Origin of the sequence: Providencia sp. 21OH12SH02B-Prov (assembly GCF_027362595.1) — a bacterium.
Classification (GTDB): Bacteria; Pseudomonadota; Gammaproteobacteria; order Enterobacterales; family Enterobacteriaceae; genus Providencia; species Providencia zhejiangensis.
In genome coordinates, this window is the sequence record NZ_CP114796.1 from 1,414,471 (window position 1) to 1,441,315 (window position 26,845).

The following is a 26,845-nucleotide window of genomic DNA, read 5'->3' on the forward strand; positions in this document are numbered from 1 at the left end:
TTATAAATAAACTAGGCACGTATCTATGCGTTTAATTTCATTAAAAGTAACGTTGTTTTTTATGTGCTTTTTGAGTGTTTTTGTAAAAGGCCAGGGAATATATGCCCAAAATATTCCGGCTGAAACTGTGATACCACCAAGTTGTGACATTATTCCACCGAATGATGGAAATTATCAATTTTCACAGCTTCATGCTAGTCATTTTAAATTAAATGAGTTAACAGAAATTCCAGAAGTAAAAAAAACATGGCAGGTTTTATGTAATACACCGGTAAGTCTGTTTCTTAAAATAGTTGATAATCGCCATGATTCTTCACGTATGGATAATGAAAGCTATTTTGGCTTAGGTCATGTTAATAGGCAGGGTAAAATAGGTAATTATCAATTAACACTAAGTCATGCCAGCGTTGATAATGAAAGAGCTGATATGTTCTTAAGTGAAAATATGTCTGCCTCTAAAGCATCTTCTATGACCGTGAAAAAAAATAAAACTTATGGCTGGCTGCTGGGAGAAAATACGCCAGCTTCAGGAAAAGTGTTTTCTGTAGACATTACCGTTTCAGCTAAACTGAATTCGTTAAAAGAAACGGATGGGCCTATTGTTAATGGCGCTGAACTGGATGGTAATGCTGAGTTGATTTTTTCATTTGGTATTTAATGTTTTAATAATCATCTAATAAAACAATGAGCATGTATGTTATATACTAATAAAAAAACACGATGTTACTATTTTTTTATTGCATTGATATTCATATTTTATAATGAGTCCTCTTATTCATCGAATAGCGATAAGTTAAATAAGAATTCAAAAGTAGACTTTGATATTGATTCATTGAAAGCGCTTGGCTATGGTGAAGAAGTCGCTGATTTTTTTATGCAAGGGAGTAAGTTTCTTCCTGGTAATCATGATGTCACAATAAAATTAAATGGGAGCAATAGCTATTCTGTAAATGCTAAAATAGATGATAGTGGTAACCTTTGTATCGATGAAAGTTTGCAGAAAACATTGAGACTAAAATCGACTCATCTTGGTGAGCGATGTCATATTTTTCAGGATGTATATCCTGATTCGCAGGTTGTGATGCGTCCAAATGAATTCATTATTGATATTATTGTTTCTGAGGATAACTTTGATCCTAAATTACAGGGGAGTGAATTGACCTATGGAGGTTTTGGTTTAGTCAATAATTACCGTATTTATGGTATGAAGATTAATGGAACTAATAATCAAAATTTTTATCAAGGGCAGTTTGAGACTGGCGCAAATTGGAATAATTGGGTTCTACGAAATAATAGTAGCTTTTCATCAAGTAAAGGAAACTCAGAATACCAGTTTAACGAGACAGTACTGTCGCGCAGTATCGAGTCATTAAAGTCACAATTCGAAGTTGGTCAGTTAAATAGCGTAGGTCATTATTATTCTGGTATTCCAATTAATGGTGTTCAAATTTATTCAGATAGTGCCTTACAGCTTAATAGCCGCTTGGTTGTTCCAATTACAGGAGTAGCAAATTCACTCTCAACAGTGGAAGTGCAGCAAAATGGTCGTCTGCTTTATCGAACTATCGTACCGGCTGGTCCATTTGAATTAAATAGAATTAATAATATTAGTAGTGGTGTGCCTGTCGATGTCACTATTATTCAAGACAATGGTGAACGTCAGAGATATCAAGTACTGACATCGAATCAAGCAACCGATAATTTATCGCCTTTATCTTATCAATTTGCTCTTGGTCAGTATCGCCGTGTTAATCGTGATCAAAAAGTCGATACACCGTTGATTGGTAGCTTGGAATTAAGTGCGCAGTATAAGCAAATAGATTATTCAGCAGGGTTGCTTTATTCAGATAAATATCAATCGATGAGTGGTGGAGCAAATACGTCGTACGGTTCAGACGTGGTGGTTAGTGGTGGCATTAGTGCGACAGCGTCCCGTAATGATAAAAAGCAAGGTAACCAAATTGATTTTAATACATCAGTTTCCAGCGGTGGTGCATCATTAGGAACTTCATTTCTCTATCGTAGTAATGAGTATCCAACGTTGGATGATACAGTGCAAAAAGATCTCCCCATTATTGAAGACGAGCGATTTGATTGGCCATGGTTTAGTGGTGAACTTCAGTCATCGACTTCTCTGTTTGCTAGCTGGGGTAATATGACGTGGGGAAGTTTCAGTTATAGCCTGAACCACAACAATTATTATGGAAATACACCTGATTCGGTCAGTCACACAGTTGCTTATGGGCGAAAATTTTATGATATTTCGTTGAATTTCTCTTTTCAATCTAGCCGTGAGCAAGGGGAGCGCTATTTCTTAAATGCATCGATACCAATAAATAAGCGCTCGAATGTCACTTTACAAAGCCAATATTATGATGACCGTAGCACTCTGATGGCGAATTACCATTATCGGCCAAATGATAGATGGAATTATTCCCTAGGAGCAGGTCGCAGTAGTGATACTAATCGTATCAATGGTAGCGTGAGTAATAGAAATGCATATTCACAACTGTCACTAAATGCCTCTATGACAGAAAATGATGTTTATTCATTTATGTCATCGGCTTCAGGCTCGATTGCGTATTCTAATGGGTTAGTTGCAACTTCACCATTACCTTTAAGCAATACATTTGGCATTGTTTATATTCCAAATCAGCCAAATGTTAAGATTAGTGCGTTAGGAAGTGGAACAACGATAACGAACCATTTTGGAACTGCTGCTATTTCAGCATTACCAACAAATAGGAAAACAACCGTTCAGCTTGATACGCAAGATTTACCATTAAATATTCGACTTGATACAACCACATTTGATGTTGCGGTGGCTAAAGGTAGTGTGATCACAAAAGAGATCAAAGCAACGGAAATGAGACAACTATTACTTAGTATTACCCTAAAAGATGGTTCAGAAGCACCTAATGGCGCAAGTCTTGTCAATAAAAATGGAAAGTATATTGGAACGGTGATGGGTAATGGAAATGCGCTTTTAACGAATGAACAAATTGGTGATGAATTAATTCTTCGTTCAGTGAATTCAGATGATTGTATTGTGAGTTATACCGTCTCAGATCATTTTTCACCTGAAAATCTTTATGAAGAAGCTGATGCCGTATGCCAATAAGTTATCACTAAATTCAATATGAGTTTTATGTAGAGGTTATTTATGAAGAAGTTACTTACAGTTTTAGGTTCAGTTTGCTTATTAATGATAAGCGCAAATGTTATGGCCAGTTTTCAGTTGGAAACAATGACAGTGATATTGGATGCGGGTGAAAATAGAAAGGTGTTTAACGTTAAAAATACAGGGAGTGAACCTATTTTATTATCCACAAAAGTTGAAGATCTTGAAGGCTCAACGAAACTGGCCGGTGATATTATGATTACGCCTCCTATCATTCGTATTGAGCCTCATGAGAGCCAACAAATTAATTTCATTTTGAAAAATGGCGTTAAATTATCTGATGAAGTTATTTTAAAAGCATCATTTCAAGGTGTAGGTGCTAAAAGGGAAAATGCAGCTAAAATGCCTATTCGCCAAGATGTTGCAATGTTAGTAATGCCTGAAAATATGAATGTGAGTTTGACACCTTGGGATGCACTTTCTGTTACGCAAAAAGGTGAGCAATTAATATTTAAAAATGAAGGTAAACAAGTTATTAGATTGTCACCCTCTTTTAATGTTATTCCTGGAAACCATACTTATTCTATAGGTCAGTTTTATATTAGACCTGGTGAAAATAAAGCAGTCAATATAACAGGTAATGCTACTGATATAACAATAGCACCGTTAAGCCGTTATGGATTTAAACTTGAAAGTGATGTCAATGTAAAAGTGAAACACTAATTAATAATGATGTTTTAGATTAATCAGTGTTGGTATCAAAGGATGATATTTATAGCTCTTTAGTAGGGAAGTGATAATATGAATGAATCAATTTTAGATAGCTCGATACCTAAAAATTTTTTTACTCAAATTATTGGTCGAGAGATTCAAAGGTTAAGAAAAGAAAATACTATGTCAGGAACCAAACTGGCAAATAAGTTGGGTATTTCACAACAACAATACTCACGTTATGAACGAGGTATTAATACGATATCTGTCGATACGTTATTGCATATATTATATATCCTTGAGTGTGATCTCGATTCTTTTTTTGCTTATTTACGTTATCAAATAGAAAGAGATAATCTTCCAGCTTATACTAAATTTAAGCCACTTTTTAATAAGCTGGGAACATACGATGAAATAGAACAATATTTTCTCAAAACTAAAGAGTAGATAAATTGTTCTAATAACGACGAGTCGAATGTTAAACATTCAATATGATTTATCATGCCACACTGCATGTGGCATGGTAGCGAATCACGATTAGATATAATTTGATATTTCGATAAGATTTAAATCTGGATCACGTACATAAATCGATAAGATTTCCCCCATCGCTCCGGTTCGTTTAATTGGCCCATCAATAATTTTAACCCCTTGTTTCTCAATATGTTTGATCACCTGTTCAATGGGTGTCTTGCTAATAAAGCATAAATCGAGAGAGCCAGGAACGGGCAAGTGTGCTTTCGGCTCAAATTCTTTACCATATTGATGAATATTGATTTTTTGCTGACCAAATTGCAACGCATAACGCTGTGTACCAAAGGTGATGAGCTCCATTCCGAGTACTGAGGTATAGAAGTCAATGCAGGCATTTTGATCGGTTGTTGTTAATACGAGGTGGTCTAAATAGTCAATCATCTGTGAGTTCCTACCATTATTTATAGGTGATTGTTGTTTGATAATAGATAGGCTGTCTGTTATCAAAGTGATTTTAGTCTAATATCAATATGCTCAAAGATGTATCAATGTTGCCGATTTTGTCGATAATTTTCTTTTTATGCGCAGTGAAGAGGACACAATAATATCTAACTAGAGGTATAATTATAAATAATAGAGTCTGCTTCGAGGTGTATTATGGAGTACCAATTTTTTCAAGACATAACAGGTGAGATATCGGCAAAGTTTTCGATGGATCATGAAGCGATTGGCCATTGGCTTAATGAAGAGGTTAAAGGTGATTTAAGCTTATTGGATGAAATAGAGGCTAATTACGCATTAATCAAAGGAAGCGAAAAACAGTGGGAGCTGATCGGTCACGAATATACATTATTATTGGATGATGAAGAAGTGATGATCCGTGCTAATCAATTAGCTTTTGAGACCGAGGGACTAGAAGAAGGCATGAGTTATTATGATAACGAAAGTGTCGCTTTTTGTGGTATTGACGACTTTATTAGCATGCTAAATGAATACAGACGATTTGTTTTAGAAAACAAAGTGAAATAAACTTTAATTTTGGTTGATTGTCTGATTTCGGAGACTGTCGTTATTATTTAATAATGATGCGATATGATTCGTCTGAATAGGATTAACTGTTTGGAAGATGTGGTTGTTTCATATACAAAGTAATTTAATTTAAATTTAGAGGACTCTATGAATACTGATGATGTTACAGGGGCGTTGAATGACGCAACCAACTGGTTTGCAGCTAATCAGGATCTGTTAGTTCAGTATGCGGTGAATATCGTTTCCGCAATTATCATCCTTATTGTTGGTTTGATGGTGGCGAAATGGGTAGGGCGTGGGTTACATCGTGTGATGGTAGGTCGTGGTATCGACCCTACTGTGAGTGATTTTTTATCTGCGATAGCGCGTTATACCATCATCGCGTTTACCTTCATTGCCGTACTTGGCAAAATTGGTGTTCAAACAGCGTCAGTGATCGCGGTTATGGGTGCCGCAGGTTTAGCGGTTGGTTTGGCTTTACAAAATTCACTGGGTAACTTTGCGGCTGGCGTATTGTTAGTTGTCTTTAGGCCACTACGTGCGGGGGAATATGTGCAAATCGGCGCGGTAGAAGGGACAGTTCAAAATGTGCAAATTTTCTCAACCACATTAAGAACTGCGGACGACCGCATCATTGTCATTCCAAACGGTAAAATTATTGCAGATAATATTATTAACGTAACTCGCGAACCTGACCGTCGTACCGACATCATTGTGGGTGTTGCTTATGATTCCGATATTGACCTAGTGAAAAAAGTATTAGGTGATATTGTTGCAGCAGATGACCGTATTTTACATGATAAGGGTGTGACAATTCGTCTGCATGAAATGGCGCCTTCTTCATTAAATTATTTAGTCCGTTTTTGGGCTAAAAATGGTGATACGTGGCCAGTCTATTGGGATCTGATGGAGAATTTTAAACGTGCACTCGATAAGCACGATATTGGTATTCCATTCCCACAAATGGATGTGCATGTGCATCAACAAAATCCAGTGGCGGTAAAAAAAGATTCTGCTGAATAAGATTATTAGCAGACTATTTAGAAATGAGCTGATTCATTGGATTGGCTCATTTTTTTTCACCTTTTCTCCTTCCTTTCTTGCGGTTTTTGACTCATTTATCCAAATAAATTTTTCTAATGTTCGATAAGAATTAATAATTTTCACTAATAATTTTTTCTCGCTAGAATTTGCGTGTATAAAATATGAATAATTATTAGGAATTTATGCATGTTTACTATTTATATTCAAGGCGCTTTATTGGGGGCTGCAATGATCCTTCCTCTTGGGCCACAAAATGCATTCGTTTTACAGCAGGGAAGTCGCAAGCAATATCATATCATGAGTGCATTTTTATGCGCTTTAAGTGATACCGTTTTAATTGTCGCGGGGGTATTTGGTGGAAGCGCGTTATTGAGTCAGTCCGAAATGTTAATGCAGTTGATCACTTGGGCTGGTGTCGTATTTCTGGTTTGGTATGGTTATGGTGCATTTCGGACAGCTATCAGTCACGATGATGTGGTTATTCAAGCAGAAAATAAGGTCATTAGTCGTTGGCGAGTGGTGGTAACGCTATTTGCTGTCACATGGCTAAATCCTCATGTTTATTTAGATACATTTGTGGTGTTAGGTAGTGTAGGAGGGCAGCTAGAAAGCCAGCTACGACCTTGGTTTACCGCGGGAGCATTGACCGCATCTTTTAGTTGGTTTTTTGCCTTGTCACTATTAGCAGCTTGGTTTTCTCCTGTATTAAAAAAACCTCGTTCACAGCGGGTCATTAATCTCTTTGTTGGGCTGGTCATGTGGTTCATCGCATTTCAATTAGCGAGACAGGGGATAAGTTATTGGTAATTTCTTATTAATCCGAAAATAATTTCACATAGGATGTGTTAAGGTTTAGGCAGGGTTGTAGACTAGATAATGTGTCACTACAACTTTCTTATTATTATTTATTAGGAGGTCCTGTGAAGTTAAAGTCTCTAGTTCTTGCGGCCATGATGGCTGGTGTTGCGGTTCCAGCTATTGCACAAGCTAATCCGCTTCCTGAAGGGCCACATATTACAACATCAGGTAATGCGGTAATTAAAGCGGCACCCGATATGGCCACATTAAATATCAATGTTGAAGTGACCGAAAAGGATGCCGCGGCAGCGAAGGCTGGTGTTGATAAGCGTGTCGCTGAGTATTTTGAATTTTTAAAACAAAATGGTATCGAGAAAAAAGATATCAATGCCGCGAATGTGCGCACTCAGCCTAAATATGAATATGATAAAGATTCGCAAAAATCATCGATTGTCGGTTACACCGCAGTTCGCTCTGTTGAAGTGAAAGTGACGAAACTTGATCAATTAAATACACTTCTTGATGGCGCGTTAAAAGCGGGCCTTAATGAAATTAATGCGGTACAGTTCGGTGTTAATAACCCTCAACAATATCGCGATGAAGCACGTGAAAAAGCCATTAAAAATGCGATTGAACAAGCGAATGCGTTAGCGAAAGGCTTCAATGTTCAATTAGGGCCTGTATATAGCGTAAATTATCGAGCGCCAGATGCGGTACCATATCCTGCACCAGTGATGAATTACAGAGGTAAAATGGCACTCTCTGCTGCCCCAGAGAGAGATGTGAATGAAACCTATGAGCAGCAGAGTATTGATTTTAATGACCAAGTTGATGTGGTTTTTGAATTAAAACGCTAAAGTTCATCTTCTTGTTTTAACATTTGACGTCCTGTTTTGAGCAGGGCGTCAGTGACTTTCTTCATCGTGCGGCTCTCAGGCGCAAAACGATGCCAATAGAGCATCCGGCGCTGACATAGGCCCGGTGTTAAATCTATCAGTTCACCATTTTTTAATTCATCGGCAATTTGCAAATGTGGGATCATACAGCAAGTAGAGCCCTGTTTTGCTAATTGTACGAATGCCTCTGATGAGTTCACTATATGACAGGGCACACTACCGGGTGATAAGCCAAAATTCTGCTGAACAAAAGCTTGGTGCATGTCATCAAGGTGGTCGAATGCAACGGCTGGTGCTTTAAGCAATGATGAACGTGTGACCCCTTCAGGGAAGTATTTGCTAGCAAAATCGGGAGAGGCAACAAAGATATAATCTAGAGCACCTAGCTTATCAACTAAACAGCCCGGTAGTGCTTGAGGTTGGATACTGATAGCACCCACGACTTCACCTCGTCTCAAACGCTCTTGTGTGCGCGTCTCATCTTCCACTTGAATGTTTAAGCGAATGGGAGTGTTACCTAAAACAGGATTCAGGGCTGGTAATAGCCATGTGGCCAAACTGTCGGCGTTGACCGCAAGTGAAAGTAATAGTGGCGTTGAACCCCCATTTTCGTCACCTAGCCACTGCTCTTCGAGTAATTCTACCTGATGGAGTAAGGCTAATAGCTTTTGCCCTTGCTCTGTGGGATGTGGCGGAACTGTTCGAACGAGTAGCGGTTGACCAAATAGATTTTCTAATTGTTTGATCCGCTGTGAAACCGCAGATTGTGTAATACACAGTTTTTGAGCCGCTCTCTCAAATCCTCTTTCACGAATGACAGCATCCAGTGCTTGCAACGCGCGGTAATCAGGGCGCTTCATTAGGGGGTATTCTCCTTGTTGTTATTCTACTACTCACTATGCCATATTTTATTTCAGAACTCCTGTAATATTGATGACAATGTGTGAATCACAGAATACAACGAACAAAGCTGACCTTGTTAAGGGTCCGTTATATAATAGGCTTATTCAACAAACTTTATTTACTTGTGAAAAATAATAGAAGGCATGGGCATGACTCAGGACGAACTAAAAAAAGCAGTAGGTTGGGCAGCATTAGAATACGTAAAACCGGGTACGATCGTGGGGGTTGGCACAGGCTCTACTGCTTCTCATTTTATTGATGCACTGGCGACCATGAAAGGCCAAATTGAAGGCGCAGTATCAAGTTCTGAAGCATCAACCGCTAAGCTTAAATCATTAGGTATCCCTGTACTTGACTGTAATGATGTCGACTCACTGGATGTTTATGTTGATGGTGCAGATGAAATTGACCATCATATGAATATGATCAAAGGTGGTGGAGCGGCTTTAACACGTGAAAAAATCGTTGCAGCTATTTCTAAAACATTTGTTTGTATTGTTGATGAGTCAAAACAAGTGGATGTATTGGGCAAATTTCCACTGCCTGTTGAAGTGATCCCGATGGCGCGTAGCTATGTTGCGAGAGAGCTTGTTAAGTTAGGTGGAACACCTGAATATCGTCAAAATGTTGTGACAGATAATGGTAATGTTATTTTAGATGTTCACAACCTTAGCATTGTTGACCCCGTTGCTCTTGAAAATAAAATCAATGGGATAGCAGGCGTTGTAACGGTAGGCCTATTTGCAAATCGCGGTGCTGATGTTGTTTTAATGGGAACGTCTGCTGGTGTTAAAACCATTAAATAAATTAGCATGACAATCATGATTTGATTGTCATCGCCTTACCTAGCCGTCAATCAGATAAGCCAGCCATTATGTGGTTGGCTTATTTTTTTATGTGGCATGGATTTTTGTTATCTATTTTAGCGGTATCACTGACCCGTAAAAAATTTCACTAATTTTTATTTATGATTATTTTGGTGATATATCTCACACTAATGCTTATAGTGCAGGCAAAATCCTTATTTTGTGTTACTCACCCTGATTTTCTACCATATTACTTCTTTTTCATCGCGTTTAGTGAGAGGGGCTAGGCAAACGATTGTATTGATACTGTGCCGTTTTTTGCTATGTTGGTACACGGTCAGTTCATCTGTTACAAATCTTAAGCATGATAGGGTAGGGTAAATGGTCAAAGTATCTTTGGAAAAAGACAAAATTAAATTTTTACTATTGGAAGGGGTTCACCAAAGCGCGGTTGATAATTTAAAAGCAGCAGGTTATACCAACATTGAATATCACAAAAGTGCGTTGTCGGACGAAGAATTAAAAGAAGCAATTAAAGATGCGCGTTTTGTTGGTATTCGTTCCCGTACTCATCTGACTGAAGACATTTTTGCAGCAGCTGAAAAATTGGTTGCTGTTGGTTGTTTTTGTATCGGTACAAACCAAGTGGATTTAGATGCTGCGGCTAAACGCGGTATCCCAGTTTTTAATGCACCGTTCTCAAATACCCGTTCTGTCGCTGAGATGGTGCTTGGTCAATTACTGTTATTGTTACGTCGCATACCTGAAGCGAACATGAAAGCGCACCGCGGTATTTGGGAAAAACAAGCTAAAGGTTGTTTTGAAGCGCGCGGTAAGCGTCTAGGGATTGTGGGTTATGGTCATATCGGTACTCAGCTAGGTATATTGGCTGAAGGCATTGGTATGGATGTTTATTTTTATGATATCGAAAATAAACTGCCTCTTGGTAACGCGACACAGGTGCGCTCAATGGCTGAGCTATTGAACATGAGTGATGTGGTCAGCTTGCATGTGCCTGAAACAGCGAGCACCAAGAATATGTTTGCAAAAGAGCAGTTTGAATTGATGAAGCCAGGGGCTATTTTCATTAACGCTTCACGCGGAACAGTCGTTGATATTCCTGCTTTAGCCGATGCCCTTGAGAGTAAACATTTATCGGGTGCCGCTGTCGATGTCTTCCCGACTGAGCCTGCTGCTAATAATGATCCGAATGATCCCTTCATTAGTGAGCTAATCAAATTTGATAATGTGATTTTGACTCCGCATATCGGTGGTTCAACGGAAGAAGCGCAAGAAAATATTGGGCTAGAAGTCGCAAGTAAATTAGCGAAATATTCAGACAATGGCTCGACGCTTTCTGCGGTGAACTTCCCTGAAGTTTCTCTGCCAGTTCATACAGAAGATACTAACCGTTTACTGCATATTCACGAAAACCGTCCTGGTATGATGAATAGCATTAACCAAGTATTTACTGAAAATAATATTAACGTTGTTGGTCAGTATTTACGTACTTCAGGAAATGTAGGTTACGTTGTTATTGATATTATCACTCAACAACCTGACCACGCTGACGATATCTTGGTTAAATTGAAACAATTGCCGGGAACGATCCGCGCACGATTATTATATTAATCGTTAACCAACGAGATTGAATACACATGATGGCACTGGATCACCAGTGCCATATTTTTTGGGGCGTAATAATTTCAGGTAGCGGGATATCCCAATGTGCCACAGGGAGCAAGGGAACGCGCTGGCAATCGTGTGCCAAACCAATGGGGTAAAAGCCTTTCTGTTGCCAGTTAGCTAAGGTTCTATCATAAAAGCCACCCCCCATGCCTAAACGTTGGCCTTGTTCATCAAAGGCAACTAATGGGATCATCATGATATCTAACTGATTGATAGGTAGCACTTGAGTGACATCGAGTGGTGGCTCATCGATGTTAAATCTATTTTTGATTAATTGCGTCGTTGGCGCATAGTTTAAAAACAGCAGATGATGACGGCTAAAGGGGTGTAATACAGGCAGGTAGACTTTTTTATCCTGTTGCCAGAGTGCATCGATTAAGGGCTGGGTATGGATCTCACCATCGAAAGAAAGAAACAAAGCAATGTGCTGCGCTTGAGCTATTTTAGGGTGAGATAAAGTCTGCTGTACGATGTTTTTCGCGGCCAGTTGTTGTTGCTCTGGAGTCAACTGTCGGCGTAATTGACGAACGGATTGGCGAATTTGTTGACGCATGACTGATAACTTATCTTCCATAAGATCCGCAACCTCAGAGGCTATTAACGCTATTATTATTAAAGGGTTGATAAATTTGTGAGTAAGCGTTGGAAGTATAGCGTAATGAGCGCGAGATGGTAGTACTAGACGTAAACTCAGGGGGAAGTGTCACAGAAAAATGAGGGTCTCCAAGATGCCGTTGTAGGCTGTAACCCTTGAACCCTTGGTTCAAGGTGAACGCAGTTTAGCAACCTTTAGGCTTCCTGAGCGAATCAGGCGTGCTCACCAGCGCAATAACCACATTCTATTTTTTTGAAATATCGGCTCAGGGGACTTACCCACTGACGAGCATCTCAGAGAAATTTGTTTGAGTACATATCGTTACTCTATGTACTTCATTGTATGAGTTTGGATTGAAAAAGCAACCCCATTTTTGTTTATTTTTTTATACTAATGTATGATTATTAAGCAAATTTAGCCGATAGGCATAACCTGCCTCTCAGTAATTTTCACCTGATCATGTAATGCTTGCTCAATGGTTTGTTGCAGCATTTTTATTTTCTCTTCCATATTATATGCATAATCACGCGTTTTTGTCTTTTCTTGTGTTAATTCGTGACACACGTTCAATGCAACGATAAAAATAAGCTGTTCTGTGTTGGTGACCCCACTTCTATCTTTAAGATCTTGAAGGCGTTGCTCAAGTTCTTGGGCTGATGCAATCAGGGCTTCTTTTTGTTCGACAGGGCAGTTGACTCTCATTGAGCGCCCAAATATTTGAATGTCAACAGGTTGTGCGGACATGATACCTCCATACGAATAGGACTCGCCGCAAATACAATGCTCGGCGTAAAGTAATAGATGTTATTTCACTAGTATTGGTTGCTTTATTCAAAATACAGTTCAAAAGCTTACTGGTACAGCGACCATCCTTGATGGTAGCATATCATGAATGATTAGCTAACATGACGAATTCAGATGTCTATACAAAAATCTTTACCAAACTATGAAACGTTGGACAATCTTCTCCAACAATATTCTATCGCACTTACCGCCGCAGAAATTCATGGCTTAATTACTGGGCTGATTTGCGGTGGTAGCCGCGATGGCGGCTGGCAGACATTAGTCCATGATTTGGCTAATGACGGTTTAGCCTTCCCTCAAGCGGTTGCTCAACCGCTACGTGAACTCTACGATACGACTTTTCAAGTGTTAGATGAAAGCGAATTTGCTTTTTCTATGCTTTTTCCTGATGACAATGCGTCTGTATTTGATCATGCGGATGCTTTAGCGGGTTGGGTTAATCATTTCTTACTAGGAATTGGTGTGGCGCAACCTAAATTAGCGGATAAAAAAGAAGTCAGTGAAGTGATCACTGATTTACGTAATATCGGCATGCTTGGTTACGATGAGGATGAAGACCAAGAAGAGCTTGAACAGGCGTTGGAAGAGGTGGTGGAGTATGTCAGAGTCGCTGTACAGCTTTGCTATATCTCTTTCACCGAAGGCAAAAAAGTGCAAACAGCGGCGAATAATAAACCTATTCTTCATTAATACTGTCTGGCTTTGTTAAGTCTATTTGCTTATTTGAGCTAAATCGCGCTTTACAAGGCAAAACAGATACAGATTAAGCGCTTGCCGTTGTACTCTAATTTCTTGTTGCTAGGTGACACTCGAAAGAAGCTTAGGATGTTTGCGAAGTCATCGTCATTCAAAGCGTTGTATGGTGTCAGTACTGAGGCAACTTGAAGAATGGCGAGTCTATATGCTTAAAATAGAAAGGTATAACGTTCAACTCAACAGTCTAGATAATAAGGCAGAAACGGTATGAATAAACAGGAATTTATTTCTCGTCGTAACGCATTATTGGCTCAGATGGAGCCAGCAAGTGCCGCTATTATTTTTTCAGCGCCCGTCGCTCAACGCAACGCGGATTGTGAATACCCGTATCGCCAGCACAGTGATTTTCTTTATTTGACGGGGTTTAGTGAGCCTGAAGCCGTTTTACTGTTAATTAAAAGTGATGAAAAACACAGCCACACCGTTCTCTTTAACCGTGTTCGCGACCTGACCGCAGAAATTTGGTTTGGTCGTCGGTTAGGGCAAGAGGCTGCGCCGGAAAAATTAGGGATCAGTAAAGCACTGCCTTTTGATGAAATTGAAGAGCAACTGTATCAATTATTAAATGGTCTTGATGTCATTTATCATGCACAAGGCGAATTTGAATATGCCGATAAGTTAGTTTTCGGCGCGCTCGATATTTTACGCAAAGGGGGACGTCGTAACTTACGAGCTCCACAGACAATCATTGATTGGCGTCCTTTGGTACATGAAATGCGTCTATTTAAATCAGAAGCTGAAATTGCCGTGATGCGTAAGGCTGGTGAGATATCCGCATTAGCGCACATTCGTGCAATGAAAACGTGTCGGCCGGGCATGTATGAATATCAACTCTGTGGCGAGCTGGAGTATGAATTTACGCGTCATGGTGCACGTTTTCCATCGTATAATTCGATTGTTGGTAGTGGCGAAAATGCGTGTATTTTGCATTACACCGAAAATGAATGTGAAATGAAAGATGGGGAAATGGTGTTAATTGATGCGGGGGCCGAGTTTGATGGCTATGCAGGCGATATCACCCGTACATTCCCTGTAAATGGTAAGTTTACTGAACCACAACGAGCGATTTACAATATCGTTCTTAAAGCATTAAATACCGCTTTAGAATTGTATCGCCCTGGTACCAGCATTCATGAAGTGACACAAAAAATCATTCGAATTAAAGTGGAAGGCTTAGTGGAGCTGGGTATTTTACATGGCGATGTCGATCAATTGATCGAAAACAAAGCACACTTCCCATTCTTTATGCATGGTTTAAGCCACTGGCTGGGGTTAGATGTTCATGATGTTGGATTCTATGGCGTTGACCGTGATCGCATTCTAGAACCTGGAATGGTATTGACGGTTGAACCTGGACTGTATATTGCGCCTGAAGCAGATGTACCACCAGAATATCGCGGTATTGGTATTCGTATTGAAGACGACATTGTGATTACCGAAACGGGTAATGAAAACTTGACCGATTTAGTGGTGAAGGACCCTGATGAAATAGAAGCATTAATGGCCGCAGCTAACAATGCTTAAATAAGCTGTAATAAGGTAATAAATACAACATGAACGTGATTATTGTTGGTGGTGGAATGGCAGGGGCAACCTTGGCTCTGGCTATTTCTTCATTAAGCCAAGGACGGTTATCAGTTTCGCTGGTAGAGGCCGCCTTACCAGAAGGAAAGCACCCAGGGTTTGATGCTAGGGCGATTGCACTTGCTCATGGAACATGTCAGCGGTTATCTAAAATTGGTATTTGGGATTCATTCGTTGACTGTGTCACACCAATAACTCATGTTCATGTTTCCGATAGAGGCCATGCTGGTTTCGTTAATATCCATGCACAGGATTACCATATTCCAGAATTAGGGAGTGTGATTGAGTTACATGACGCCGGTGCACGGTTATTTGATTTATTGCATAAAGCAGCGGGCGTTTCGTTGTATTGCCCTGCAAAAGTTGAAAACATTCAACGGCACAACGATAGCGTTACAGTAACCTTAGATAGCGGTGAAACCCTTTCAGGGGCTCTTTTAGTGGCCGCGGATGGGAGTCATTCAGCCGTCGGTCAAGCATGCCATGTACAGTGGCAGCAGGATGACTATGGTCAAGTGGCGATTATTGCGAATGTTAAAACATCAATTGACCCACAAGGGCAAGCGTTTGAGCGTTTTACTGAATTTGGCCCACTCGCGTTATTACCCATGTCGCATGGACGCAGCTCCTTAGTATGGTGTCATCAACAAGCGCAAGCGGAACTTATCAAAACGTGGGATGATGAAACCTTCATGTCTAAGCTGCAACAAGCTTTTGGATGGCGTCTGGGTAAAATCATTCAGGTTGGTACCCGTTTTTGTTATCCGTTATCACTTCGAAAAGCGTTAAATCCGATTAGTCATCGCACCGTTTTGGTGGGAAATGCGGCTCAAACATTACACCCTATCGCAGGTCAAGGTTTTAATCTGGGGATCCGTGATGTCATGCAGTTGGCTGAGTCGGTGGTGGCCGCCCATCAACAAGGGCAGGATATCGGTGCTTATGCACTTTTGAATACCTATCAGCAAGCGCGAGCTATTGATAGAGAACGAACCGTGACAATGACTGATGGTTTAGTGCGCGTGTTTGCAAATCGTTGTTTACCGTTAGTGGTTGGACGTAATTTAGGTTTAATGGCAATGGAAATGTTACCGTCAGTACGTGATGTTTTAGCTCGTCAAACACTTGGCTGGGTCGCGGAACAATAACCACAAAACTAAGAGGAATAAAAATATGCAATCGTTTGATGTGGTTATCGCCGGTGGTGGTATGGTTGGGTTAGCATTGGCTTGTGGTTTAGAAGGAACAGGATTACGTGTTGCTGTTATTGAACCTCAGCCAGCAAAACAGCCGTTTTCTGAGAATGAACCATATACCCTTAGGGTTTCTGCTATTAACGCAGCAAGTGAAAAGTTATTAAGCTATTTAGCTGTTTGGTCAACGATTAAATCGATGAGAGCATCGGCCTACAAAGGTATGGAGGTCTGGGATAACGATAGTTTTGGCCGTATCCAGTTTTCTGCTAAAGAGCAAAATCTTTCCCATTTAGGGCATATTATTGAAAATCATGTTATCCGAGATGCGCTCTGGCAAAAGGCCTCGTCATCCCGAGATATCACTTTATTCGCTCCTGCAACGATTCAAAAGGTGGTTTGGGGGGAAAATGATGTGTTTATTACACTCTCTGATGACTCAATGCTTACAGCAAGGTTGATTGTTGGAGCCGATGGTGCGAACTCTTGGTTGCGTGGGCATGCAGATATTCCATTGACGTTTTGGGATTATGAGCACACGGCGTTAGTGGCGACTATTCGTACGGAACAACCTCATGAGGCCATAGCACGTCAAGCTTTTGATGGGAAAGGGATACTTGCATTCCTTCCTTTAACTGACCCTCATCTCTGTTCTATTGTGTGGTCTCAACCTGCAACAGAAGCGGCTAGACGTCAGCAGCTTGATAAAGCCAGTTTTGAAAAAGAATTGGCCGTGGCGTTTGATACCCGCTTAGGGTTGTGTCATTTAGAAAGCGATAGATTGACTATTCCGCTAACAGGACGGTATGCACGTCAATTTGCCGCGCAACGTTTAGCGCTTCTCGGGGATGCCGCACACACCATCCACCCACTGGCTGGACAGGGCGTTAACTTAGGCTTTATGGATGTGGCGATGTTACTCGGTGAAATCAAACGATTACATCGTGAAGGCAAAGATTTTGGACAATATTTTTATTTGCGTACTTTCGAACGTCATCGTAAGCATAGTGCAGCGTTGATGTTAGCGGGCATGCAAGGGTTCCGTGAATTGTTTGATGGCAATAACCCCGCTAAAAAATTATTCCGCGATTTAGGCTTAGTGCTCGCGGATAGTTTACCTGGTGTTAAACCCCAACTTCTTAACCATGCTATGGGCTTATTTGATATGCCTGAGTGGCTACAAAAAATTCAAATTGATTCCGCGGAATAATCCCTTTCTATAGATTGGTGGCCATATTTTCCACCAATCTTTCCTTCCTGATAGGTTAAAAATACCCATCTTTATGTGATGGCTCATCCTGCCTTACGGTTTTTAATGTCATCATTAATTTAATTGTCAATGACTGAGAAATTCTAATTACAATCAGTTTTCGGATTAGTTTTACTAATTTTATGACTGAGTGCTAAGATTGATTTTTCGCTAACTTCTGTGAACACACGTTGATTAAGTCTACTCTTTTACACCAAATATGGTGGTATTGAGTGATCATTCTCAATTTTTTAACAAATTTAGCTGGATTATATCCCTTGTAATCAGTAATACAGAGTATCGGTAGCCCTATTTTTTTTAATGGTTTCTTACTAAAAACAGTGGTAGTTTTTAATAAGATGTTATCGTTTGCGTAGCGTTATTGGTTGTGGAGTCATAGGTCTTTTCTCTGCATAAAAAAGAGTAACGCTCACCCTATCTTATTCAAATGTAAAGAGGGTATTCATGGCAAAGCAGACCCCGCTATATGATGAACATATTGCTTGCGGTGCGAAAATGGTGGACTTTCATGGTTGGATGATGCCACTGCACTACGGTTCACAAATCAATGAACATAATTTAGTGAGAACCGAGGCTGGGATGTTTGATGTCTCCCACATGACTATTGTTGATTTACATGGTGAAGGTTGCCGTGATTTCCTTCGCTATCTTTTGGCAAATGACATTGCCAAGCTGACTGATAAGGGAAAAGCACTCTATACCGGCATGCTAAATGCCTCTGGTGGCGTGATTGATGACCTGATCGTTTATTATCTTGATGATCACTTTTATCGTCTTGTCGTCAACTCTGCAACCCGTGATAAAGATATTGCATGGATTGAAGAGCATGTTAAATCATATGCCGTTTCTATTCACGTTCGTGATGATCTTGCGCTATTAGCCGTTCAAGGCCCTACAGCACAACAAAAAGTTCACTCTCTGCTGACTCAAGCGCAATGTGCACAACTTGCTGACATGAAACCTTTCTATGGTATTCAAGTTGATGATTTGTTCATTGCGACAACCGGTTATACGGGCGAAAAAGGGTATGAAATCGCTTTACCGAAAGAGCAAGTGATTGATTTTTGGCGTCAGCTAGTTAAAGCCGGTGTGCATCCAGCAGGATTAGGGGCTCGTGATACGCTACGTCTTGAGGCCGGTATGAACTTATATGGCCAAGATATGGATGAAAGCATTTCACCGCTGGCCGCCAATATGGGGTGGACGATTGCTTGGAAACCTGAAGAGCGCCAGTTTATTGGGCGTGAAGCATTAGAGAAGTTGAAAGAACAAGGCACAGAAAAACTAGTTGGTATCGTAATGCGTGAAAAAGGCATATTACGGGCGGGTCAAACGGTACGTTTTACTGACGATCTAGGCAAATTACAAGAAGGCGTCATTACTAGCGGCTCTTTTTCGCCAACGCTCGGTTTTAGTATTGCTTTGGCGCGTGTACCAAAAGAAATACAAGATAAAGCTATTGTTGAAATACGTAACCGAGAAATGCCAGTTGAGGTGGTAAAACCGGGATTTGTTCGGGAAGGAAAGGCGCTTGTTTAAGACGAGTTAAATCCTATCTATCTAAAAAATTTGTAAATAAGAGTGAGGTTGATGATGAGTAATGTTCCTGCTGAGCTGAAATATACCCGTGAACATGAGTGGGTCCGTCATGAAGGTGATGGTGTATACACCGTAGGTATTACTGAGCATGCACAAGAATTATTAGGTGATATGGTGTTTGTCGATCTACCTGAAGTGGGAAGCTCGGTGGATATTGGTAGTGAATGTGCGGTTGTAGAATCTGTTAAGGCGGCATCGGATATTTATGTTCCACTAAGTGGAGAAATCATTGAAGTTAACGAAGCTCTTGGTGACTCTCCAGAGTTAGTCAATGAACAGCCTTACCAAGAAGGTTGGATCTTCCGTATAAAAATCTCTGATGAGTCAGAATTAGCTGATTTGTTAGATGCAGATGCTTATTCTGCGTTACTCGAAGAAGACGAATAACACAACTAACGCCCCGTAATGACTGTCATTACGGGGCGTTTTGCTTTTATACCAACCCTGTTGTTGCAGATATTAGGAATGGGAACATAGATATGACGATGTCTCTGAGTCAATTAGAAAACCGTTCGGAATTTATTCAACGCCACATCGGTCCTTCAGAACAACAAGTAAAAACCATGTTGGACACTGTGGGGGCCACATCCCTTGATGCATTAACGGACGATATTGTCCCGAAAGCGATTTTATTAGCTGAACCGCCAAGAGTAGGCAGTGGTGCGACGGAACAAGAAGCACTTGCCGAGTTGAAAGCGATTGCAAGCCTGAATAAACGTTATAAAAATTATATTGGCATGGGGTATGCCCCAGCCATTTTACCGCCTGTGATTTTACGTAACTTACTGGAAAATCCGGGTTGGTATACAGCGTATACCCCTTATCAACCTGAAGTTTCTCAAGGTCGTTTAGAATCCTTGTTAAACTTCCAACAATTAACCATTGATCTAACTGGCTTAGAGCTAGCGTCCGCTTCCCTCTTAGATGAAGCGACAGCGGCCGCAGAAGCAATGGCAATGGCAAAACGGATCAGTAAACTGAAAGAAGCTGAACGTTTTTTTGTCGCAGATGATATTCACCCTCAAACATTGGATGTAGTCCGTACTCGAGCGAACACATTTGGTTTTGAAGTGATTGTTGATAAAGCAGAAAAAGTGCTTGAGCACGAGGGTGTTTTTGGCGCTTTATTACAGCAAGTTGGGTCGACAGGTGAGGTGCATGATTACAGCGAGCTGTTGGCTAAATTAAAAGCGCGTAAGATTATTAGCTGTGTCGCGGCTGAAATGATGGCTCTGGTGGTGCTAACGGCTCCTGGAAAACAGGGGGCCGATATCGTATTTGGCTCGGCGCAACGTTTTGGTGTGCCTATGGGCTATGGTGGCCCACATGCTGCGTTCTTTGCTTGTCGTGATGAATATAAACGTGCCATGCCCGGTCGTATTATTGGGGTATCTCGTGATGCGGCGGGTAACACGGCATTACGTATGGCGATGCAAACTCGTGAACAGCATATTCGTCGTGAGAAGGCGAACTCAAATATTTGTACCTCTCAAGTTCTGTTAGCAAACATCGCGGCTATGTATGCGGTGTACCATGGCCCACAAGGGTTAAAATTGATTGCAGAACGCATTCATCGTTTTACGTCTATTTTTGCTAAAGCGTTAGAGGATGCGGGGGTTACGTTACGCCATCACAGCTGGTTTGATACCTTATCTATCGAAGTTGCAGATAAAGCAGCTGTTCTCGCACGTGCAGAAAAAGCGAAAGTTAACTTGCGTAGTGATATTCATGGCGCTGTAGGTGTTACCTTTAATGAAACAACTACACGACAAGATTTGAATGAGTTATTCACTATTATCACGGGTAGTGAGCAAAAGTTAGATTTCGAAAAACTGGATAAGCAGGTTGCATCTGCTGAGAGTGCGATTAGCCCTGCAATGCAACGAAATGATGTGATTTTGTCACATCCAAATTTCAATCGCTATCACAGTGAAACGGAAATGATGCGCTATATGCATAGCTTAGAGCGTAAAGATTTAGCGCTGAATCAGGCGATGATCCCATTAGGTTCTTGCACCATGAAACTGAATGCGGCGGCTGAGATGTTACCCATCACTTGGCCTGAATTTGGTGAAATGCATCCTTTCTGCCCACCAGAACAAGCGCAAGGTTACCATCAAATGATCGAACAGCTATCGCATTGGCTTGTTCAGTTGACAGGGTATGATGCGGTTTGTATGCAGCCTAACTCCGGCGCACAAGGTGAGTATGCGGGGCTATTGGCTATCCGACGCTATCATGAAAGTCGAAATGAAGGTCATCGTCACATTTGTTTGATCCCTGCCTCAGCGCATGGTACCAACCCTGCATCGGCACATATGGCGGGTATGGAAGTCGTGGTGGTGCGGTGTGACGACGAAGGCAATATTGACCTGACAGATTTACGTCAACAAGCGGAAAAACATCGTGCTGATCTTTCTTGTGTGATGGTGACCTATCCGTCAACGCATGGGGTATACGAAGAGAGTATTAAAGAGGTTTGTGAAATCGTTCATCAGTTTGGTGGGCAAGTGTACCTTGATGGTGCCAACATGAACGCTCAAGTTGGTCTGACAACACCGGGCTATATTGGTGCCGATGTTTCCCACCTGAATTTACACAAAACGTTCTGTATTCCTCATGGTGGTGGTGGACCGGGCATGGGACCCATTGGTGTGAAAAAACATTTAGCACCATTTGTACCGGGGCATTCCGTGGTTGAGCACGAGATGGTTACGGAACAAGGCGCCGTTTCAGCAGCACCATTTGGCAGTGCTTCTATCCTACCTATCAGCTGGATGTACATCCGCATGATGGGCTCCTACGGTTTGAGAAGAGCGAGTCAGGTCGCTATTTTAAATGCAAACTATATAGCTAAACGCTTACAAGGTCGCTATGACATCCTGTATACCGGTCGCGATGGTTATGTCGCGCATGAATGTATCGTTGATTTGCGCCCGATTAAGAAGGATACAGGGATCAGTGAATTAGACATCGCAAAACGTCTGATCGATTATGGATTCCATGCGCCAACGATGTCATTCCCTGTTGCGGGAACCTTGATGATTGAGCCAACGGAGTCTGAAAGCCTTGTTGAGATTGACCGTTTTATCGAAGCAATGTTATCGATTCGTAATGAGATTGACAAAGTCGCTAATGGTGAGTGGACCCTAGAGGATAACCCTTTGGTGAACGCTCCATATGTTCAAACAGAGCTTGTTGAGCAATGGGAACATGCTTATAGTCGAGAGTTGGCGGTGTTCCCGACTTCAGCAACCAAAGCTAACAAATATTGGCCTGCCGTGAAACGTTTGGATGATGTGTATGGCGATCGTCATCTGCACTGTTCGTGTGTGCCGATTGAAGATTATATTTAGTCAGTCTGCTGGCAGTAACAAGCGAGTAGTCTATTAGAAGTGACCCCCAATCGTTGAATAATCAATGATTGGGGGGCTTGTTATTTTAAGAGAGGCTTACAATAACCAGCCTTTTTGTTGAGCAATTTTTAATTGTGGTAACAACTGCTCCCAAAACTCAGGGAAAACCTCTTCAATAAACTCATTTCGAGCGATAACTTGCTCAAGACGAATATTATTTTCAACCCAGCTCTGCCCTTGGTTATGTAAATTTAAAAGCATTGGAATAGTTCTATCAATGACGTTGGCAAACTTAGCATCTAACGTTTCAGCCGCATCATATTCATTCCACAAGGCTAAAAATTGTTCATTTTGCGGAGAGGGAAGCAGGCCGAAAATACGCACAGCCGCTTTTACCTCTTGTTCGCGGATTGCTTCTCGTGCGGCAACATCATAAACCAGTACATCACCAGCATCGATTTCAACCACATCATGAACCAAGGCTAATTTGATGGCATGATCAACATTCACCCCTTTCACATAAGGGGCAAAGCTCATCGCTGCCATCGCGAATTGCCAACTATGTTCCGCTGTGTTTTCTTGTCTTTCATTGTTGAGCAACTTGTTTTTGCGATAAACACTTTTTAGCTTATCCAATTCCATTAAGAATTGGATCACTTCGGTAAAATCGCCAAAATTTAACACGTCTACTGGCTTATTACCTGTTACTGATGACATAAAAACCTCAATTATTGTTCTTCTTCCAAAGAGTATGGGAGTGGCTGGATAGTCAGGTGACTGTTTTCATCACCAATAACACGAAAGACACTGTCTGCTTCCATGTCATTATTCATAATGACCTGAATGTTGACGTCACCATTTGCTAATTTGACTGCGGCAAGCACTGTGCCTGTACGACGCCACTTGTCACCAAGTTGCCATTCAACGCCTTCACCAATCGCAGGTACGGAGGTTGAGTTGCCTTTTAGCCAATACATCGCGCGTTTGTTTGCACCTCGGAATTTCGCACGAGCGACCATTTCTTGTCCGGTATAACACCCTTTTTTAAAGCTAATTCCGAAAGGCAGTGCTTGTAGATTGGTAGCTTGTGGCAGGTGTTGCGCGCTATTTGCTTGATCGATAATTGCATACCCCGCTTCAATGTCTAAAGAAAGCCATTGGTCATCGCCTACCATAGGAGCATTGAGTGCATTCGATATTTTCTCGGCAGAATCATTGCCAGTAATAACGAGAAAACGCTCTTTGGGGAGTGCAAAGTGAAGGATCGTAGAGTCTCCATCAACGACAACTTGATTTTCAGCATCGGGGAGGGTACTGAACACACGAGCGAGTGCCTCTTTAGCGCCTTCTCCGGCAATACCAAGTAGCTTCAAATCATTTTTTTGTTCAAAGGTCACTTTTGAGAAAACCGCGTATTTTTTCAGTTCCGCTAACTGGCTCTCGATGAGGCTGTTTCTTACGATATAAGAAAAGCCATCAAGATGGTGGAATAGACGTAAATTACTCCACATTTTACCTTTTGGGTCACAATGGGCGGTTAAGGTATGTTGAGAAGGTGTCAATGCGGCCACGTCGGCCGTCACTTGCCCTTGAAGGTATTTTTCAGCATCAAGGCCATGTGAGTGAATCAGCCCCCAGTTTTCCAGTGAAATCAATATAAGTGGTAAAGACTGAGAATCGAGGGGGAATTGTTGAGAGTGAGCAACTTCAGTAGTCATGATTTCACCTGTTTTTTCTTTCTGATCAGAAGGTGGTTAATGGTAAAAGAGCTGGATAACATTGCAAGTAGTTATTATGATGCACCATCAATTATTCAATATTTTTAATTATCATTCTTAGATAAAAGCGCCATGAGGCATGGAAATTAGCGACATTGTACTATAGGTCATGTTTTCCTAATCGATTATCTGTTAGAGTGTTGAAAATAATCAATCTTATCAGTTAAATGTAACAAAGTAAGGTCGTAACGGAATGGATATAGAGAACAAAGCAAGAATTCATTGGGCTTGCCGCCGTGGTATGCGTGAATTGGATATTTCCATCATGCCATTCTTTGAGTATGAGTATGATAGCCTTTCCGATAAGGACAAACAGACTTTCGTCCGTTTACTTGAGTGCGCTGATCCAGACCTATTTAACTGGTTAATGAATCACGGGCGTCCAGATGATGAAGAGTTGTTTGGTATGGTTAAATTGATTCAGGAAAGAAATAAAAATCGTGGTCCTGTGGAAATCTAATCTCTCCATTTCATGGAAGACACAACTTTTTTCAACCTGTGCACACGGGCTGGTAGGTTTTATTTTATTGGTAGCACCGTGGGCGCCAGGTAATTCCATGGTCTGGTTACCTTTACTTGCCATTGTGATTGCAAGTTGGGCTAAAAGCCAAAAAAGTATCAGTAAAATTAAAGGCACCGCAGTGCTCGTGAATGGCAACAAGGTGCAATGGAAAAAAAACGAGTGGAATATTATTAAGCAACCGTGGTGTAGTCGTGTTGGTATATTATTGACGCTAAGTGCACTACAAGGTAAGCAACAGAAAATCCGCTTATGGATAGCAAAGGATGCGTTATCTGAAGAAAGCTGGCGTAATTTAAATCAACTATTACTGCAATATCCAGATATTTAATCTTAGATAATATTGCAGTAATAGAAAATATAACTATTAGATAGTTATAATAATTGTTCCAGCTCGGTTAAAATTTGCATACACCATTTGGCAATACGCTCATCGGTTTCTTCAAATTGGTTAACGTCATCTAACGCTAAACCAACAAATTGTGTTCCATCTTCAGTCAATGGTTTAGGACTTTCGAATTCATAACCATCGAGTGGCCAGAAACCGATAAATTTAACCCCTGTTGGTTTTAGCTGGTGGTAAAGCATACCGAGTGCATCGAGAAACCATTCACTATAGTCAATTTGGTCGCCCATCCCATACATGGCAACAATCTTGTTGTTCAAATCAAGTTTGGGAAGTGCATCCCAAATGGCTAGCCAGTCTTCTTGTATTTCACCAAAATCCCACGTAGGGATCCCCAAAATTAAGGTGTCATACTGTTCCATTAATTCAGGAGGTGTGTCGTTGACGTTATGTAATGTCACTAAATCGTCGCCGAGGATATCGCGTATTTTTTCAGCGACGATTTCGGTATAACAAGTACTAGAACCGTAAAAGAGACCTATTTTCATGTTAATGTAACTAGTTTTCATTGCAGTAGAGAGGTATTGTAACAGAATGAATGCTATTCGGGCAGACTCGATTGTGTGGTAATGATGAAGGGGAACACAGGTAGCGTGGAAATAAAACAACTTAATCCATTAATTGAGCAGTTTCTTGATACAATTTGGCTGGAACAGGATCTCGCTGAAAATACCTTAGCATCTTATCGTTTAGATTTGCAATCACTCGATAAATGGTTAGACGCGAACCAATTGCATTTAGAAAATGTTCAATCGATAGATTTGCAAACTTTTCTGGCTGAACGTATTGATAGTGGTTATAAAGCAGCAAGTTCAGCGCGTTTGCTGAGCGCGATTCGTCGGTTATTTCAATATTTATGCCGTGAAAAAATACGGAACGATGACCCTTCAGCGGTGATTGCAGCACCTAAAATACCGCAGCGCTTGCCAAAAGATTTAAGCGAACAACAAGTTGAAGATTTGCTGAATGCCCCAGCAATTGAAGATTCACTGGAGCTTCGTGATAAGGCAATGCTTGAAGTCCTGTATGCCTGTGGGTTACGTGTTTCTGAGCTGGTCGGGTTAACATTCTCTGATATGAGTTTGCGGCAAGGTGTTATTCGCGTCGTCGGGAAGGGCGATAAAGAACGGTTGATCCCATTGGGAGAAGAAGCTATTTATTGGGTGGAAAAATATATTCAAGAAGGTAGACCTGAATTACTGAACGGCAAGGCTAGCGATGTGCTATTTCCAAGTAAACGTGGCACTCAAATGACGCGCCAGACATTTTGGCACCGTATTAAGCATTATGCTGTGATTGCGAATATAGATTCTGAAGCATTATCACCCCACGTTCTACGTCATGCATTTGCGACCCATTTATTGAATCACGGCGCAGATTTACGCGTTGTGCAAATGTTGTTAGGACATAGTGATCTCTCTACTACACAAATTTATACACATGTCGCAACAGAACGTTTGCGCGTGTTACATGAGCAACACCACCCACGGGGGTAGTGTGCGTAAAAGGATAA

General features: G+C 41.0%; 27 protein-coding genes and 1 other RNA gene. 20 read left to right on the forward strand and 8 right to left on the reverse strand.

Annotation, left to right across the window (positions count from 1 at the left end; all coding sequences use genetic code 11):
• Positions 1-25: 25 nt before the first annotated feature.
• From O7C57_RS06700 to O7C57_RS06715, 4 genes are all read left to right on the forward strand, one after another.
• Positions 26-658 (forward strand): hypothetical protein, encoded by a 633-nt coding sequence (locus tag O7C57_RS06700; protein WP_269723797.1) that lies wholly within the window; start codon positions 26-28, stop codon positions 656-658.
• Between the two features lie 36 nt (positions 659-694).
• Positions 695-3,121, forward strand: coding sequence for a fimbria/pilus outer membrane usher protein (locus O7C57_RS06705; RefSeq protein WP_163860909.1), 2,427 nt, complete (start codon positions 695-697; stop codon positions 3,119-3,121).
• Between the two features lie 42 nt (positions 3,122-3,163).
• Entirely contained in the window at positions 3,164-3,844 is a 681-nt protein-coding gene (locus tag O7C57_RS06710) for a fimbria/pilus chaperone family protein (RefSeq protein ID WP_154622352.1), read from the forward strand.
• Between the two features lie 78 nt (positions 3,845-3,922).
• Positions 3,923-4,279: a helix-turn-helix domain-containing protein gene (locus O7C57_RS06715; RefSeq protein WP_154622353.1), complete on the forward strand. Its 357-nt coding sequence runs from the start codon at positions 3,923-3,925 to the stop codon at positions 4,277-4,279.
• 90 nt (positions 4,280-4,369) lie between these two features.
• On the opposite strand, the gene O7C57_RS06720 is transcribed toward O7C57_RS06715, so the two are convergent.
• The gene (locus O7C57_RS06720; protein WP_154622354.1) at positions 4,370-4,747 is read right to left on the reverse strand and encodes a VOC family protein; all 378 of its coding nucleotides are present in this window, start codon (positions 4,745-4,747) and stop codon (positions 4,370-4,372) included.
• Positions 4,748-4,963: 216 nt separating this feature from the next.
• Here O7C57_RS06720 and O7C57_RS06725 point away from each other — a divergent pair, with 216 nt between their 5' ends.
• The 4 genes from O7C57_RS06725 to O7C57_RS06740 all read left to right on the forward strand — a co-directional run bounded on the left by O7C57_RS06725 (position 4,964) and on the right by O7C57_RS06740 (position 8,034).
• Positions 4,964-5,335, forward strand: a complete 372-nt coding sequence (locus tag O7C57_RS06725; protein ID WP_154622355.1) for a YacL family protein — start codon at positions 4,964-4,966, stop codon at positions 5,333-5,335.
• A 147-nt stretch (positions 5,336-5,482) separates the two neighbouring features.
• Positions 5,483-6,358 carry a small-conductance mechanosensitive channel MscS gene (gene mscS, locus O7C57_RS06730; RefSeq protein ID WP_154622356.1) on the forward strand — a complete coding sequence of 292 codons (876 nt, stop codon included), beginning with the start codon at positions 5,483-5,485 and terminating at the stop codon, positions 6,356-6,358.
• Between the two features lie 207 nt (positions 6,359-6,565).
• Positions 6,566-7,186, forward strand: coding sequence for an arginine exporter ArgO (gene argO, locus O7C57_RS06735; protein ID WP_154624327.1), 621 nt, complete (start codon positions 6,566-6,568; stop codon positions 7,184-7,186).
• Positions 7,187-7,299: 113 nt separating this feature from the next.
• On the forward strand, positions 7,300-8,034 hold the full coding sequence (locus tag O7C57_RS06740) for an oxidative stress defense protein (protein WP_163860911.1): 735 nt from the start codon (positions 7,300-7,302) through the stop codon (positions 8,032-8,034).
• On the opposite strand, the gene O7C57_RS06745 is transcribed toward O7C57_RS06740, so the two are convergent.
• Entirely contained in the window at positions 8,031-8,933 is a 903-nt protein-coding gene (locus O7C57_RS06745) for a LysR family transcriptional regulator ArgP (RefSeq protein ID WP_154624326.1), read from the reverse strand. The genes O7C57_RS06740 and O7C57_RS06745 overlap by 4 nt on opposite strands.
• Positions 8,934-9,125: 192 nt before the next feature.
• Here O7C57_RS06745 and rpiA point away from each other — a divergent pair, with 192 nt between their 5' ends.
• Positions 9,126-9,782, forward strand: a complete 657-nt coding sequence (rpiA, locus tag O7C57_RS06750) for a ribose-5-phosphate isomerase RpiA (protein ID WP_154624325.1) — start codon at positions 9,126-9,128, stop codon at positions 9,780-9,782.
• A 381-nt stretch (positions 9,783-10,163) separates the two neighbouring features.
• Positions 10,164-11,414, forward strand: coding sequence for a phosphoglycerate dehydrogenase (gene serA, locus O7C57_RS06755; RefSeq protein ID WP_154624324.1), 1,251 nt, complete (start codon positions 10,164-10,166; stop codon positions 11,412-11,414).
• A 40-nt stretch (positions 11,415-11,454) separates the two neighbouring features.
• Here the strand turns inward: serA and O7C57_RS06760 are convergent, their stop codons facing one another.
• The 3 genes from O7C57_RS06760 to zapA all read right to left on the reverse strand — a co-directional run bounded on the left by O7C57_RS06760 (position 11,455) and on the right by zapA (position 12,810).
• Positions 11,455-12,045: a 5-formyltetrahydrofolate cyclo-ligase gene (locus tag O7C57_RS06760; protein WP_163860912.1), complete on the reverse strand. Its 591-nt coding sequence runs from the start codon at positions 12,043-12,045 to the stop codon at positions 11,455-11,457.
• A gap of 142 nt (positions 12,046-12,187) precedes the next feature.
• A non-coding RNA gene (ssrS, locus tag O7C57_RS06765) (6S RNA) lies at positions 12,188-12,369 on the reverse strand.
• A 111-nt stretch (positions 12,370-12,480) separates the two neighbouring features.
• A complete protein-coding gene (gene zapA, locus O7C57_RS06770) occupies positions 12,481-12,810 on the reverse strand; it encodes a cell division protein ZapA (RefSeq protein ID WP_154624322.1) in 330 nt (109 codons plus the stop codon).
• Positions 12,811-12,984: 174 nt separating this feature from the next.
• Between zapA and O7C57_RS06775 the strand changes: the two genes are divergently transcribed.
• The 7 genes from O7C57_RS06775 to gcvP all read left to right on the forward strand — a co-directional run bounded on the left by O7C57_RS06775 (position 12,985) and on the right by gcvP (position 22,628).
• Positions 12,985-13,560, forward strand: coding sequence for a YecA family protein (locus tag O7C57_RS06775; protein WP_154624321.1), 576 nt, complete (start codon positions 12,985-12,987; stop codon positions 13,558-13,560).
• Positions 13,561-13,833: 273 nt separating this feature from the next.
• Positions 13,834-15,150 carry a Xaa-Pro aminopeptidase gene (gene pepP / locus O7C57_RS06780; RefSeq protein WP_154624320.1) on the forward strand — a complete coding sequence of 439 codons (1,317 nt, stop codon included), beginning with the start codon at positions 13,834-13,836 and terminating at the stop codon, positions 15,148-15,150.
• Between the two features lie 29 nt (positions 15,151-15,179).
• Positions 15,180-16,358, forward strand: a complete 1,179-nt coding sequence (gene ubiH / locus O7C57_RS06785; RefSeq protein WP_154624319.1) for a 2-octaprenyl-6-methoxyphenyl hydroxylase — start codon at positions 15,180-15,182, stop codon at positions 16,356-16,358.
• Between the two features lie 25 nt (positions 16,359-16,383).
• Positions 16,384-17,613: an FAD-dependent 2-octaprenylphenol hydroxylase gene (gene ubiI / locus O7C57_RS06790; protein ID WP_154624318.1), complete on the forward strand. Its 1,230-nt coding sequence runs from the start codon at positions 16,384-16,386 to the stop codon at positions 17,611-17,613.
• Between the two features lie 504 nt (positions 17,614-18,117).
• On the forward strand, positions 18,118-19,212 hold the full coding sequence (gcvT, locus tag O7C57_RS06795; RefSeq protein ID WP_247047063.1) for a glycine cleavage system aminomethyltransferase GcvT: 1,095 nt from the start codon (positions 18,118-18,120) through the stop codon (positions 19,210-19,212).
• Positions 19,213-19,266: 54 nt separating this feature from the next.
• Entirely contained in the window at positions 19,267-19,659 is a 393-nt protein-coding gene (gene gcvH, locus O7C57_RS06800) for a glycine cleavage system protein GcvH (protein ID WP_154624331.1), read from the forward strand.
• Between the two features lie 92 nt (positions 19,660-19,751).
• Positions 19,752-22,628, forward strand: coding sequence for an aminomethyl-transferring glycine dehydrogenase (gene gcvP / locus O7C57_RS06805; protein ID WP_269723798.1), 2,877 nt, complete (start codon positions 19,752-19,754; stop codon positions 22,626-22,628).
• Positions 22,629-22,724: 96 nt separating this feature from the next.
• Here the strand turns inward: gcvP and O7C57_RS06810 are convergent, their stop codons facing one another.
• Positions 22,725-23,345 carry an HD domain-containing protein gene (locus tag O7C57_RS06810; RefSeq protein ID WP_154624315.1) on the reverse strand — a complete coding sequence of 207 codons (621 nt, stop codon included), beginning with the start codon at positions 23,343-23,345 and terminating at the stop codon, positions 22,725-22,727.
• Between the two features lie 11 nt (positions 23,346-23,356).
• The gene (gene ygfZ / locus O7C57_RS06815; RefSeq protein ID WP_154624314.1) at positions 23,357-24,346 is read right to left on the reverse strand and encodes a tRNA-modifying protein YgfZ; all 990 of its coding nucleotides are present in this window, start codon (positions 24,344-24,346) and stop codon (positions 23,357-23,359) included.
• Positions 24,347-24,599: 253 nt separating this feature from the next.
• On the opposite strand from ygfZ, the gene sdhE reads away from it, so the two are divergent.
• Complete coding sequence (sdhE, locus tag O7C57_RS06820; protein WP_154624313.1) at positions 24,600-24,866, forward strand: FAD assembly factor SdhE; 267 nt, start codon at positions 24,600-24,602, stop codon at positions 24,864-24,866.
• Positions 24,847-25,257, forward strand: coding sequence for a protein YgfX (locus tag O7C57_RS06825; RefSeq protein WP_163860914.1), 411 nt, complete (start codon positions 24,847-24,849; stop codon positions 25,255-25,257). Before sdhE ends, O7C57_RS06825 begins: the two co-directional genes overlap by 20 nt.
• A 44-nt stretch (positions 25,258-25,301) precedes the next feature.
• Here the strand turns inward: O7C57_RS06825 and fldB are convergent, their stop codons facing one another.
• On the reverse strand, positions 25,302-25,820 hold the full coding sequence (gene fldB, locus O7C57_RS06830) for a flavodoxin FldB (RefSeq protein ID WP_154624312.1): 519 nt from the start codon (positions 25,818-25,820) through the stop codon (positions 25,302-25,304).
• A gap of 84 nt (positions 25,821-25,904) precedes the next feature.
• On the opposite strand from fldB, the gene xerD reads away from it, so the two are divergent.
• A complete protein-coding gene (gene xerD / locus O7C57_RS06835; RefSeq protein WP_154624329.1) occupies positions 25,905-26,828 on the forward strand; it encodes a site-specific tyrosine recombinase XerD in 924 nt (307 codons plus the stop codon).
• Positions 26,829-26,845: the final 17 nt, after the last annotated feature.